11 protein-coding genes are annotated in these 12,314 nt (G+C 63.2%); 2 read left to right on the plus strand and 9 right to left on the minus strand.

Features of this window, described 5'->3' with window-relative positions; translation table 11 throughout:
* Positions 1-105: 105 nt before the first annotated feature.
* Positions 106-1,314, minus strand: coding sequence for an MFS transporter (locus tag BLJAPNOD_RS05040; RefSeq protein WP_115419107.1), 1,209 nt, complete (start codon positions 1,312-1,314; stop codon positions 106-108).
* Between the two features lie 259 nt (positions 1,315-1,573).
* Positions 1,574-2,062, minus strand: coding sequence for a DMT family transporter (locus BLJAPNOD_RS05045; protein ID WP_115419108.1), 489 nt, complete (start codon positions 2,060-2,062; stop codon positions 1,574-1,576).
* 89 nt (positions 2,063-2,151) lie between these two features.
* Here BLJAPNOD_RS05045 and BLJAPNOD_RS05050 point away from each other — a divergent pair, with 89 nt between their 5' ends.
* Complete coding sequence (locus tag BLJAPNOD_RS05050; RefSeq protein WP_115419110.1) at positions 2,152-3,072, plus strand: LysR family transcriptional regulator; 921 nt, start codon at positions 2,152-2,154, stop codon at positions 3,070-3,072.
* Positions 3,073-3,221: 149 nt separating this feature from the next.
* On the opposite strand, the gene BLJAPNOD_RS05055 is transcribed toward BLJAPNOD_RS05050, so the two are convergent.
* From BLJAPNOD_RS05055 to BLJAPNOD_RS05085, 7 genes are all read right to left on the minus strand, one after another.
* Positions 3,222-4,259: a Tim44 domain-containing protein gene (locus tag BLJAPNOD_RS05055; RefSeq protein WP_115421141.1), complete on the minus strand. Its 1,038-nt coding sequence runs from the start codon at positions 4,257-4,259 to the stop codon at positions 3,222-3,224.
* Positions 4,260-4,405: 146 nt separating this feature from the next.
* Positions 4,406-6,001: a GMC family oxidoreductase N-terminal domain-containing protein gene (locus BLJAPNOD_RS05060; RefSeq protein WP_115419111.1), complete on the minus strand. Its 1,596-nt coding sequence runs from the start codon at positions 5,999-6,001 to the stop codon at positions 4,406-4,408.
* Between the two features lie 81 nt (positions 6,002-6,082).
* Positions 6,083-7,078 carry a branched-chain amino acid ABC transporter permease gene (locus BLJAPNOD_RS05065; protein ID WP_199565897.1) on the minus strand — a complete coding sequence of 332 codons (996 nt, stop codon included), beginning with the start codon at positions 7,076-7,078 and terminating at the stop codon, positions 6,083-6,085.
* The gene (locus BLJAPNOD_RS05070; RefSeq protein WP_077502113.1) at positions 7,071-7,958 is read right to left on the minus strand and encodes a branched-chain amino acid ABC transporter permease; all 888 of its coding nucleotides are present in this window, start codon (positions 7,956-7,958) and stop codon (positions 7,071-7,073) included. Before BLJAPNOD_RS05070 ends, BLJAPNOD_RS05065 begins: the two co-directional genes overlap by 8 nt.
* A gap of 3 nt (positions 7,959-7,961) precedes the next feature.
* On the minus strand, positions 7,962-8,663 hold the full coding sequence (locus tag BLJAPNOD_RS05075; RefSeq protein WP_077502112.1) for an ABC transporter ATP-binding protein: 702 nt from the start codon (positions 8,661-8,663) through the stop codon (positions 7,962-7,964).
* A gap of 1 nt (position 8,664) precedes the next feature.
* On the minus strand, positions 8,665-9,447 hold the full coding sequence (locus tag BLJAPNOD_RS05080; RefSeq protein ID WP_115419114.1) for an ABC transporter ATP-binding protein: 783 nt from the start codon (positions 9,445-9,447) through the stop codon (positions 8,665-8,667).
* Between the two features lie 14 nt (positions 9,448-9,461).
* Positions 9,462-10,667 (minus strand): ABC transporter substrate-binding protein, encoded by a 1,206-nt coding sequence (locus tag BLJAPNOD_RS05085; protein WP_115419115.1) that lies wholly within the window; start codon positions 10,665-10,667, stop codon positions 9,462-9,464.
* Positions 10,668-10,904: 237 nt separating this feature from the next.
* On the opposite strand from BLJAPNOD_RS05085, the gene BLJAPNOD_RS05090 reads away from it, so the two are divergent.
* Positions 10,905-11,852, plus strand: a complete 948-nt coding sequence (locus BLJAPNOD_RS05090; RefSeq protein WP_115419117.1) for a LysR family transcriptional regulator — start codon at positions 10,905-10,907, stop codon at positions 11,850-11,852.
* The last annotated feature ends 462 nt before the right edge of the window (positions 11,853-12,314 follow it).

Genomic DNA, 12,314 nt, shown 5'->3' on the forward strand with positions numbered 1-12,314 from the left:
GCCTGTCCCCTCATTTCAGCCGGGGGGAGTATGGCCTGCGCGACGGCGATAGCGCCAGCCGCCAGCCATACTTTTTCTGGGCTATGTTGCTTTGCGTACAAGCTCTTACGATCGTCGACCCGTGGATCTGCAGGCAAGGAACGGAAGAACGGGCAGGATCGCTGCGGCACTGGCCACGAACCAGAATTGTTGAAGCGTCATCCATCCGCCGCTGTGCAGCATGCCGGTGAGGACGCCCGCAACCATAAACAGGTCCATCAATGGCAGGCTCAGCGCATAGAAGACTGCCTGGCGCTCAAGGCTCAGCCGCTGCTGGATGAGCGTGAAATAGGCGGCAAAGGCCACCATTTCGGGTATGCCTCCGACGATCAGCATCGCGGTTGCCAGCGCATGGTTTGGGGCAAAAACCAGCACGAGCGTCGTTACCCCTTCCAGAAGGCTCGCGACGAGATAAGCGGTGAGCAGCGACTGTGTGTCGATCAATGTTCGCGCCAGGCGGTTCGAGACCAGCGCGCCTAGGACGGCACCCGCACCTTGCGCCGCCAGAAGAACGGTCCACATCGTCGAACCAAGTCCGAACTGGTTGTGATTGAGCCAGAAGAGGAACGGCTGCAGCGCGCCGAGGGAGATCATGTAGCCGAGCGCGGGCAGGACGAGCGCCCACAGCACCGGATTTTCGCGCAACGTCGCCGCAGCTTCCAGGAAAAGACCGGATCCAGCAGACGGTGGACGCTGACGGGAGCTTTGTTCCGGAGCCCCGGCGCGTGTGAAGAGCCCGGTCGCCGCCACGAGGTGGCCGACGGCCAGCGCCGGGAAGGCGAGGGCGGGGGCAAGGACTGCCAGCATGAGGCCGGCGGCCGGCGGTCCGAAGATCTTGGCCAGCCGATCGATCGTCTGGAACGTGGTGTTGGCTTCCATGTTGCGGCCGGCGGGCACGGCAGCGGCACGCAACGCCAGAAGCCCCGGAACGACTATGGTGTCGGCAAGTCCGATGGTGAATACGATGATTTGCAGCGTGCCCGCATGCTCGACGACGCCAAGCACACCAAGGCACAATGCGGTGGCGGCGAGCCCGGCGCAAACGGCCGTTCGCGGACCGGCGCGCCGGATCAACCCGGCGGCCAGCGCGGCAAACAGGATGCGCGGCCCGAGCCTGAGTGCGAGGCTGCCGACAAGTTCGGCGCCGGTGCCGAACCGTTGCGCGACGAGAAGCGGCAGTGCCGCAACCAGCATCCACGAGCAGAAGGAATAGAAGGCGAGAGCGCAGCCGACGCGCCGGAAGGCGGCCGATTTCCAAAGGGATGGCGATTTCATAGTGAGCCCGAATGACGGTCGATTGCCTCGTTCACCATCATCGCGTCGGCCGGTTCTTGGGCGTAGCGCAGACCTGGGAGAAGGAGATCAATCGAACAGGAAAGACCGGCCCGTGAGACACGGGCGACTTTGGGCTCGCTCCAGCAAGCCCCGCCTTGCGGGGCTCGTCAGGCCATCAGGTGTGGTTCGGTCGACATGTGCGTTTGTTACCACGGTTGCGGCGACGTCAACAAGGGTTGCTGGCGGGAGGAGTGCCTGGTTACCGGGCCTGGCTTGCGAGTGCCGGCATGGCGCTTGCGAGCTGGGTGATCACCATGCCGGCCGCGATCAGCCCAACGCCGATGAGGCGGGCGACGCTGACCGGCTTTTCCGGAAAGCCCATCAGGCCGTAGTGGTCGATGACGATAGAGACCGCCATCTGTCCGGCAATGACCGCGACAATGAAGCTGGCGGCGCCAAGTTTCGGGGCAAGCAGTAGCGCGGCCGTGATGTAGATGACGCCGGCCGCGCCGCCGATCCAGATCCACCATGGACCTTTCAAGGTCTCGGCGGGCGTGGGCATCGGCACGCGAAGGGCGATCATCAGGGGAACGATGAGGGCAAGACTGATACTGAGCGAAACGACGGTAGCCCATAGCGGGTGGCCGATGAGGCGGCCGAGCATGGCGTTGGCGCCGGCCTGGAACGGCACGACCGCCCCGGCAAAGACGGCGGCGAGGACGAGGAGGAGGGATGCGGCATTTGGCATGAGGCGTTTCCGATCTGTTTGACGCCCTCAGAGTTCGTCATCCAAGTCAGGAATGGAAATTCCGATATTGTACAGTCTATATTCACTTGATGAATAATCTGGCCGGAATCGACCTGAACCTGCTTGTCGTGCTCGATGCGCTTCTGTCGGAACGCCATGTTTCGCGCACCGCCGTTCGTCTGAACAAGAGCCAGCCCGCGGTCAGCCATGCGCTGGCACGCTTGCGCCATCTTTTCGACGATCCCCTGCTGGTGCGGCATGGCGGGCGACTGGAGCCGACCTTGCGGGCGCTCGAAATCGCGCCGCAGCTTTCCGAAGCGATCGGCAGGATGCGGTCGTTGCTTGCGCCCGCCGGGTTCGACCCGACGACGGAGCGGCATGTGTTCCGGCTGGCGATGTCTGACTATGGCGCGGCGGTGCTGCTGCCGAGGTTGATGGCAGCCTTACGGATCGAGGCACCGCATGTGGACCTGGTCGTCAACCAGGCGAGCCGCGAGGCCATGGCCTCTCAGGTGACCGAAGGCGAGATCGATCTGGCGCTCGGCGTCTTTCCGGCGCACGGCGAAGGCATCCGGTCATCGCTGCTGTTCACGGAAAGCTTTGCCTGCCTTGCAGACGCCTCACAACTTGGCGGATCGCCGGCCATGGGTCTTGGCGACTACCTCGCCCTGCCGCATGTGCTGGTGTCTCTGCGTGGCGATGCCGGCAACGAGATCGATCTCGCTCTGGCGGCGACGGGAAAGGCGCGCCGCATCTGCCTTGCGGTTCCGCATTGGAGCGTTGCACCGGGCCTGGTGCGTGGCACGGACCTGGTCCTGACCGTGGCGCGTCGCATTCTTTCACAGGCAAATGGCCAGGGGCTCGTCGTCTTCGAGCCACCCTTTGCCATTCCACCGTTTGACTTCGAGCAGATCTGGCATCGGCGCCGCGAAGGCGATCCGCGTCATCGCTGGCTGCGGGCACTCGTCACCCGTCTTCTTGGCGAGGAGGGGCCGGCTATCGACCGATGACATCGGCGGCTGTCGTCTCCGCTTTTGCGCGCCAGATGGCCGACGCGTTGCCGGCACGAACGGGACACAATCGCCCTGTGGCACTGCCACAAAAAAAGACCCGGTCGGATGGGCCGGCCGGGTCTCAAAAGTTTAGCGTGCTGATGGTATCAGGCGTGCCCGACGCCCTGGATCGCCGAGACCTGCCATTCGCCGTCGGCCTTGCGCACGAAGGTCCAGAGTTCGACGGCTTCCGTCAGATTGTCCGGATCGCCGCTGATCACCTTGCCGGTCGTACGGTCGCGCATCACGTCGATGCTCTCGTAGCGCATGGCGACGGTGGCGAAGTCCTTGCCGTCTTCCGACCAGGCTTCGGCGACATCGCCCTGGACGAGATGAACGTCGGTCACGTCGTTCTTGACGCCGCTGGTGGCGTTGTCGCTCAGTTCCTCGGCGAGGTAGGACATGGCTTCCGGCGTCGTCAGGCGGCGCAGGGTGCCGTAGTCCTCGGCCGCATAGGCTGCCTGTACGTCCTTCAGCATCTTCTCGAACTGCTCGAGGTCGGCTTGGCCGACGCCGATTTCATCGGCCGGGCCTTCCGCCGCGGGGGCCGGTGTCGGTGCTGCCGCCGGGCGGGCGTTCGCCTGCGCATTTGCCTGTCCGCCGCCGATGCTCGGGATCTTGAACGACGGCATGCCGTTCGACGGCGACTGGGCCGACGAGCGCTCGGACGGGCCTGCATAGGCCGTCTGCTGCCGATTGCGGCCGAAGAAGCGCATCGCGAGCATGATCACGCCGCCGATCAAAAGCATCTGTACGATCAGGCCGAGGAAGCCGGCAGCGCCGCCGAAGCCACCACCCATCAGCATGCCGATCAGGCCGCCGACCATCAGGCCGCCGAGAAGCGAGCCGCCGAAGCCGCTGAAGAAGCCGGGACGAGCGTTGGGCGTGTTGGCAGCGCCTGGACGCGTCTGGGCGGCACCAGGGGTGGCCGTCGTCGGGCCGGCGTCCTGGCGCGGCGTCATCGAGCGGTCGATCGGTGCCGCGTTGGTCGGCGCGGTGCGGGTGACGGGCGGCTGCGAGAAGGTGCGCGTACCGCGGCTGCCGAAGCCGCCGCCAGAGCGCCGTGCCTCGGCGACATCCACAACCGTGAGCCCGACCGTGAGACCGATCGCCAACATTGCCAGAGCTCTTCCAAAACGCTGCATTGCCATTCAAACCCCTTATAGTGCTTGGGCCCGTGAAGGGCCTTCACTGGCTCATATAGAGGTTCCGGCCCCGGAATTTAAGGTTTGGACGTCGCATTTCGGCCAGTTTACCGTAATCCGGGCTGCCAAACGACGCGATTCGGCGATCAGGAATCGGCCGCGAGGATTATCGCCGCCGCCTTCTCGGCGATCATGATCGTCGGCGAGTTGGTATTGCCCGAGGTGATCGTCGGCATGATCGAGGCATCGGCGATCCTCAAGCCCTGCAGCCCGCGCAGGCGCAATTCCGGATCGACGACGCTTGCCGGGTCCGCACCCATCCGGCAGGTGCCGACCGGGTGGAAAATCGTCGTGCCGATATCGCCGGCAGCACGGCGCAGATCCTCGTCGCTCTCATAGGACGGTCCCGGTTTGAACTCGATCGGGTTGAAGCAGGCAAAGGATGGCTGGCTGACAATGTGGCGCGTCAGGCGGATGGAGCGGACCGCGACATCGCGGTCGGCCTCGGACGTCAGATAGCGTGGACGAATGTCCGGCGCCGTTGCGAAATCAGGCCCCTTCACGTGCACCGATCCCCGACTTTCCGGCCGCAGGTTGCAGACGCTGGCGGTAATGGCCGGGAAGGCATGAACCGGCTCGCCGAACTTTTCGAGTGACACCGGCTGGACGTGATATTGCAGATCGGGCGTTTCCTTCTCGGGGCCCGAACGGGTGAAGATCCCAAGCTGGCTCGGTGCCATCGCCATCGGCCCTGAGCGCCTGGCGAGATATTCGAGGCCGATCGCCGCCTTGCCGAAAAACGTGCTCGCCTTCTCGTTCAAGGTCGGCACCCCGGTGACCTTGTAGGCGAGGCGCAGTTGCAGGTGGTCCTGCAGGTTTTCGCCGACACCCGGCAATTCGTGCCGGACCTCGATCCCGTTATCCCTCAGCACATCGCCACGGCCGATGCCGGATAGCTCCAGGATCTGCGGCGAGCCGATGGCGCCGGCCGACAGAACGGTCTCACGGCGACAGCGCACCCGCTTGACCACGCCGTCATGCTGGAATTCGACGCCGGCGATACGGCCTTCCTCGATCACCAGCCGGCTGACATGCGCCTTGGTGAGAATAGTGAGGTTGCGCCGGTTGCGGGCGGGCCGCAGAAACGCCTTGGCGGTGTTCCACCTGACGCCGGAGCGCTGATTGACATCGAAGTAGCCGGAGCCTTCGTTGTTGCCGCGGTTGAAATCCGGCGTTTCCGGAATTCCGGCCTCAGTCGCCGCCTTCTGGAAAGCGTCGAGCACGGCCCAGCGAACGCGCGCCTTTTCCACGCGCCATTCGCCGCCGGCGCCATGAATCTCATCGGCGCCGCGATAGTGGTCTTCCGACCTGCGGAAATGCGGTAGCACGTCATCCCAGCCCCAGCCGGTGCACCCCAGCTGGCGCCATTGATCGTAGTCGCGGGCCTGGCCGCGCATGTAGATCATGCCGTTGATCGACGAGCATCCGCCGAGCACCTTGCCGCGGGGGTAGCCGAGCGCCCGGCCGTTCAGACCTTCCTCGGGGGCGGTGGTGAAACACCAGTCGGTGCGGGGATTGTTGATGCAATAGAGATAGCCGACGGGAATGTGGATCCAGTGATAATTGTCGCTGCCGCCGGCCTCGAGCAGCAGCACGCGGCGATCCCGGTTTTCTGAAAGGCGATTGGCCAGAACGCAGCCGGCACTCCCCGCTCCGACGACGATATAGTCGAACGTGTCCATGGGCTCATCACTTTCTTGTCGATGCCCGGTCCTGCCGAAGGCGGGGGACCGGGCCAGCTCTTCTCCCCGAAGGTGACCGTCCTAGTGCCGATGCTCGAATCCGAGCTTGCGGCCGAGCCTCGAATTGTAGAACTCGCCGACGATGCCGCGCCGGAACAACAACACGCAGACCATGAACACCAGGCCTGTGATGATGGTGACCGGGAATTCGGAGGTGGCGAGATAGTTCTGCAGGGTCACGACAAGCCCGGCGCCGAACAGCGGACCGATCAGCGTGCCGATGCCGCCGAGCAGCGTCATCAGGATGACCTCGCCCGACATCTGCCAGCTGACGTCGGTCAGCGTTGCAAACTGGAACACCAGCGCCTTGACGCCGCCGGCAAGGCCGGTGAGTGCTGCCGACATGACGAAGGCGGCAAGCTTGTAGTTGCGCACGGAATAGCCGAGCGACACGGCGCGGGTCTCATTTTCGCGGATCGATTTCAGGATCATGCCGAAGGGCGAGTGAATGATCCGCCAGATGATCGCGACACCGATGATGAACACGCCGAGCACGAAGTAATACATGTTCGTCGACTGGCTGAGATCGATGAAGCCGAAGAGATGGCCGCGCGGCACGGACTGGATGCCGTCCTCGCCCTTGGTGAACTCGGCCTGCAGGCAGAAGAAATAGAACATCTGCGCCAGCGCCAGCGTGATCATGGCGAAATAGATGCCCTGCCGGCGGATGGCGAGATAGCCGATGATCGCCCCGAGAAACGCCGCCCCGGCCACACCGACCAGAATGCCGAGTTCCGGCGGCAGCCCCCATTCTTTCACCGCATGGGCGGTGAAATAGGCCGCCCCGCCGAAGAAGGCTGCGTGCCCGAAGGACAGGAGGCCTGTGTAGCCGAGCAGCAGGTTGAAGGCGCAGGCAAACAGCGCGAAGCACAGGAGCTTCATCAGGAAGACGGGATAGAAGAACAGCGGCGCGAGCACCAGCAGCGCCAGACCCGCCGCCAGGAAGATCGTCTGTACGATGGCTGGCTTCTTTTCGCTTGGCTTATCGATATCGAGTGTCAGTGTCATATCAAACATCCCGGCCGAAGAGGCCTGCCGGCCGTATCAGGAGAACGATGGCCATGATCACGAAGATCACGATGTTGGAGGCTTCGGGGTAGAAGACCTTGGTCAGCCCCTCGGCGACGCCAAGCAGGTAGCCGGTGACGATCGCTCCCATGATCGAGCCCATGCCGCCGACCACCACCACGGCGAAGACGACGATGATGATGTTCGACCCCATCAGCGGCGAGACCTGGTAGATCGGTGCCGCAAGCACACCGGCAAGCGCGGCAAGGGCCGCTCCCAGCGCATAGGTCAGCGTCAACAGGAACGGCACGTTGATGCCGAAGGACTGGACGAGGATGGGGTTTTCGGTCGCTGCGCGCAGATAGGAGCCGAGCTTGGTCTTTTCGATCACCAGCCAGGTGCCGATGCAGACGACGAGCGAGAAGGCGATCACCCAGCCGCGATAGATGGGCAGGAACATGAAGCCGAGATTAGTTCCGCCGGCAAGGGCGGCCGGCGTCGCATAGGGCTGGCCGGAGGCGCCATAGAGATAGCGGAACGTGCCTTCGATCGTCAGCGCCAGGCCGAAGGTGAAGAGCAGGCCATAGAGCGGATCGAGCGTATAAAGGCGTCTTAGCATCGTGCGTTCTATGACGGCGCCGACAAGGCCGACGGCAAGGGGTGCCACGATCAGCGCCGGCCAGTAGCCGATGCCGAAATAGGATAGAAGCATCCAGGCGAAGAAGGCGCCGAGCATGTATTGCGCGCCGTGGGCGAAGTTGATGACGCGCAAGAGGCCGAAGATGATCGCAAGGCCAAGGCTCAGGAGCGCGTAGAACGAGCCGTTGATCAGGCCGATCAGCAATTGGCCGAGGAAGGCTTGCAGCGGAATTCCAAAAATCATGGTCATGGCTCAGACCCCCAGCACGTCGTGCAGCATGTCCATGCGGGCGGAGAGTTCCGAAACGGGGAACTCGCCGACCATGCGGCCATGGTCCATCAGGTAGAAACGGTCGGCAACCTTGCTGGCGAAGCGAAAGTTCTGCTCGACCAGAAGAACGGTCATGCCGCGCGCCTTCAGGGTCTTCAGGACGTCGCCGATGCGCTGGACGATAACCGGGGCAAGGCCCTCCGTCGGCTCGTCGAGCAGCATCATGCGCACGCCGGTCCTCAAGATCCGGGCGATTGCCAGCATCTGCTGTTCGCCGCCGGAAAGCTTGGTGCCCGGGCTGTTGCGGCGCTCGTGCAGGTTGGGGAAAAGCTCGAAGATTTCGTCGACGGTCATGCCACCCTTGGCGACAGCCGGCGGCAGCAGCAGGTTTTCGTAAACCGATAGCGTCGAGAAGATGCCGCGCTCCTCGGGGATGAAGCCGAGGCCGCGATGGGCGACCCGATGCAGCGGCACCTTGATCAGGTCCTCGCCGGCAAAATCGATCGCGCCCTTGCGATTGCGCACGATGCCCATGATCGAGCGCAGGGTTGTGGTCTTGCCGACGCCGTTGCGCCCGAGCAGGGTGACCATCTCGCCTTCGCCGACCGTCATGTCGACGCCGTGCAGGATGTGGCTCTCGCCATACCAGGCGTTGAGGCCGGAAACTGTTAGCAGCGGTTTCATCTCAGACCTCCTCGGTGCCCATATAGGCGGTGCGCACCCGCGGATCGGCCGACACTTCTGCGTAGTCGCCCTCGGCCAGGATCTCGCCGCGCTGCAACACGGTGACGTGATGGCAGAGCGTCGAGACGACGGAGAGGTTGTGCTCGACCATCAGCACGGCGCGTTTCAGCGCAACCTCGCGGATGATCTCGGCCACCATGCCGACATCCTCGTGACCCATGCCGGCCATCGGCTCGTCGAGCAAAAGCACCTTCGGCTCAAGCGCCAGGGTCGTGGCGATTTCCAGCACGCGCTTGCGGCCATAGGAAAGATCGGCGGCAACCGCGTTTCTCTCCTTGTCGAGGCCGACGGAGCGGATCAGATGATCGGCCTTGGCCGTCAGCCCGTCGAGCGCCGACATCGGCTTCCAGAACTGGGTCGCCAGGCCGTTTGGCCGCTGCAGCGCCACGCGCACATTGTCGAGCACGCTCATATGCGGAAACACCGCCGAGATCTGGAACGAGCGGACCAGGCCCATGCGCGCCACCTTGTCCGGCGCCATGCGGGTGATGTCTTCGCCGAGCAGCGTGATCGTGCCGCCGGTCGGCTGCAGGAACTTGGTCAGGAGGTTGAAGACCGTCGTCTTGCCGGCGCCGTTCGGGCCGATCAGCGCATGCACGCGCGCATCATGGACGTCGAGGTTGACGTTGTTGACGGCGGTGAAGCCGCCAAAATCGCGACGGAGACCGCGGGCGGACAAAACCACCCGCGGCGCTCCGTTCTGTTCTGGCAAGGCAGCGGTCATCGCGATCCGACCGCTCACGACTTCACGAGGTCGCAGCCGCTCTTGGCCGGATCGATGAAGGCTTCCGAACCGGGGATGGTGGCGAGCACCTTGAAATAGTCCCAGGGCTCCTTGCTTTCGTCTGGCTTCTTCACTTCCAGGAGATACATGTCGTGGATCATCCGGCCGTTCTCGGCGACCTTGCCGTTTTCGGCAAAGACGTCGTTGACGGGCAGCGCGCGCAGTTCCTTGGCGACGGCATCGCCGTCGTCGCTGCCGGCCTTTTCGATGGCTTTGAGATAGGAAAGCACGGCGGAGTAGGTGCCGGCATGAACCATGTTCGGCATCTTGCCGGTGCGCTCCATGAAGCGCTTGCCGAACTTTGCCGTTTCCTCGTTGCGGTTCCAGTAGAAGCCTTCGGTCAGCGTCAACCCTTGAGCGGCTTCAAGGCCGAGGCCGTGCACTTCGGCGAGCGTGAACAGCAGCGCCGCGAGGCGCTGGCCGCCCTGGACGATACCGAATTCGGCCGCTTGCTTGATGGCGTTGGAGGTGTCGAGGCCGGCATTGGCAAGGCCGATGACCTTGGCGCCCGACGACTGCGCCTGCAACAGGAAGGACGAGAAGTCGGTGGTCGCCAGCGGATGACGGACGGAGCCGACGACGGTGCCGCCGTTTTCCTTGACGTAGTTGCCGGTGTTTTCCTCGAGCGAATAGCCGAAGGCGTAGTCGGCGGTCAGGAAGAACCAGCTGTCGCCGCCCTGCTTGACCAGCGCGCCGCCGGTGCCGACCGCTAGCGCATGGGTGTCATAGGCCCAGTGGAAACCATAGGGCGAGCACTGCTTGCCGGTGAGTTCGGTGGTGGCAGCGCCGGTATTGATGGTAATCTTCTTCTTTTCCTTCGACAGCGCCTGGACGGCGAGGCCGACCGACGAGCTCGTCAGCTCCATGATGCTGTCGACCTGCTCGGTGTCGTACCATTGCCGGGCGATGTTGGAGGCGATGTCGGCCTTGTTCTGGTGGTCGGCGGTGATGACTTCGACTGGCACGCCCAGAACCTTGCCGCCGAAATCCTCGACCGCCATCAAGGCGGCCTCGTAGGAAGACTTGCCGCCGAAGTCGGCATAGACGCCGGACTGGTCGTTCAGGATGCCGATCTTGACCTTGCCGTCGGATGCGTCGGCGAATGCCGCCGTGCTGCCGGCAAGCATCATGGCGAATGCGGTGAGCAGTTTCTTCGTCATCGTGTCCTCCTCCAAGGGTTTCAGCTCAGGACAGCCACACGCGAAATCGCGCTACACTCCGGCAAAGCGTGTGGCCTTGCCGGACCGTCAGTCCCGTTCTGTTCAAATTTGGCCAGACATGCTCCTCAGATGTCGGCTCCGGCGCTACAATCCGGAAAAAACCACTTGGATGCAAGCGCCGCCGCCCGTAAATTGCAAACAGGGTCTGTTCATTTTCGAACAGATGGGGGCAGCGAGATGAATCCGAACTTCACCTGGGACGACCTGCAGTTCTTTCTGGCGGTGGCGCGCACCGGGCAATTGTCGACGGCGGCGCGAAGGCTGCGCACCAGCCACGCGACCGTGTCGCGGCGCATCGACCGACTGGAATTCGCCCTCAAGGTCAAGCTGTTCGAGCGCAATCCGCGCGGCTATGTGCTGACGGCGATCGGCCAGCGCTTCGTCGAGACCGCCGAGCGCATCGAGCGCGAGACCGAGCAATTGCAGCTCGACATCAGCGACGGCCTGACCGCGCAGCGCGGCGTGGTGCGACTGAGCACGCTCGAGGGGTTCGGCAATTTCTTCCTGTCGGACCGGCTTTCAAGCTTTGCCGCGACCTACCCGAACATCTCGCTGGAACTGGTGGCGATCCAGCAGATCATGTCGTTGTCGCGCAAGGAAGCGGATCTGTCGGTGGCGCTGACGGCGCCGAAGGCCGGTCCCTATCACTCCGAGGTGCTGACCCCCTATACGCTGCATGTCTATGGTTCCCGCAGCTATCTCGCCAGCCACCCGCCGATCAGGAGTCGCAACGATCTCGCCGCCCATCGTTTCGTCGGTTACATCGAAGACATGATCTTTGCGCCCGGGCTCGATTATCTCGGCGAGATCCAGCCGGGCCTCAGGGCGCATTTCCAGAGTTCGAGCATTCTCACGCAGCTGAAGGCGGTGCGCCAGGGGCTTGGCCTCTGCGTGCTGCCGCATTTCATGGCGCGCGACGAAAGGGACATCGAGATCGTGCTGCCCGACGAGATCGAGTTGAAGCGAACCTACTGGATGATTTGCCACCGCGATCTCGTTGCGGTGCCGCGGGTGAGGGCAGTGCGCGAGTTTCTGATGCAGATCGTCCGGGAAAACTGGGGCCATTTCAGCCGCGAACGGCCGCTCAGCGTACAGCCGGCCGGCCAGATCCTTCAGACGAAGTAGAGCGCCCAGGCCAGAACGTGCGGTTTTTGGGCGTCCGGAGCTGACGTTTGGCGGATTGGCCGCCGAAGTCTGCCGCAGTTTTTGCGCCTTCACCGCCCTGTTGATAACTCCTTTGTGAATTTCCCTATTGTTTTCAGTGGCTTGTTGTTTCTTGGTCATTTTTTGAAATTGTCTGTTGACGTATCTGAGGTGCGGGGTCTATAAGCCCGATCACTGAACGAGGGCGGCGGCGCCGCTGGCGACGATGTCCTTCGTTCTAAAGGTTTCCTTGATTGGCGGATGCTGATTGGCTGGGGCGCGAGTTTCGGCGGGAAGTTTTGACGGTTTTTCCGTCTGTTATTTGACATTTGAATATAGAGAAAGAGAAACGTGGGCGGCGGAGCTCGTGAGGAACCTTAACTGGTTCTTTGTGAAAGAGACTTTGGCGGTCACGTTTTATCAAGAGACTAACACTTCGTTTTT

Source organism: Ensifer sp. M14 (assembly GCF_003355565.1).
Taxonomy (GTDB): Bacteria; Pseudomonadota; Alphaproteobacteria; order Rhizobiales; family Rhizobiaceae; genus Ensifer.

What these genes read in the sequence shown, in the direction of transcription:
- BLJAPNOD_RS05085 (WP_115419115.1), bottom strand. Translation starts at nt 10,667, where the DNA reads ATGACGAAGAAACTGCTCACCGCATTCGCCATGATGCTTGCCGGCAGC.
- BLJAPNOD_RS05060 (WP_115419111.1), bottom strand. Translation starts at nt 6,001, where the DNA reads ATGGACACGTTCGACTATATCGTCGTCGGAGCGGGGAGTGCCGGCTGC.
- BLJAPNOD_RS05055 (WP_115421141.1), bottom strand. Translation starts at nt 4,259, where the DNA reads ATGCAGCGTTTTGGAAGAGCTCTGGCAATGTTGGCGATCGGTCTCACG.
- BLJAPNOD_RS05080 (WP_115419114.1), bottom strand. Translation starts at nt 9,447, where the DNA reads ATGACCGCTGCCTTGCCAGAACAGAACGGAGCGCCGCGGGTGGTTTTG.
- BLJAPNOD_RS05050 (WP_115419110.1), top strand. Translation starts at nt 2,152, where the DNA reads ATGAATAATCTGGCCGGAATCGACCTGAACCTGCTTGTCGTGCTCGAT.
- BLJAPNOD_RS05065 (WP_199565897.1), bottom strand. Translation starts at nt 7,078, where the DNA reads ATGTTTGATATGACACTGACACTCGATATCGATAAGCCAAGCGAAAAG.
- BLJAPNOD_RS05075 (WP_077502112.1), bottom strand. Translation starts at nt 8,663, where the DNA reads ATGAAACCGCTGCTAACAGTTTCCGGCCTCAACGCCTGGTATGGCGAG.
- BLJAPNOD_RS05040 (WP_115419107.1), bottom strand. Translation starts at nt 1,314, where the DNA reads ATGAAATCGCCATCCCTTTGGAAATCGGCCGCCTTCCGGCGCGTCGGC.
- BLJAPNOD_RS05045 (WP_115419108.1), bottom strand. Translation starts at nt 2,062, where the DNA reads ATGCCAAATGCCGCATCCCTCCTCCTCGTCCTCGCCGCCGTCTTTGCC.
- BLJAPNOD_RS05070 (WP_077502113.1), bottom strand. Translation starts at nt 7,958, where the DNA reads ATGACCATGATTTTTGGAATTCCGCTGCAAGCCTTCCTCGGCCAATTG.
- BLJAPNOD_RS05090 (WP_115419117.1), top strand. Translation starts at nt 10,905, where the DNA reads ATGAATCCGAACTTCACCTGGGACGACCTGCAGTTCTTTCTGGCGGTG.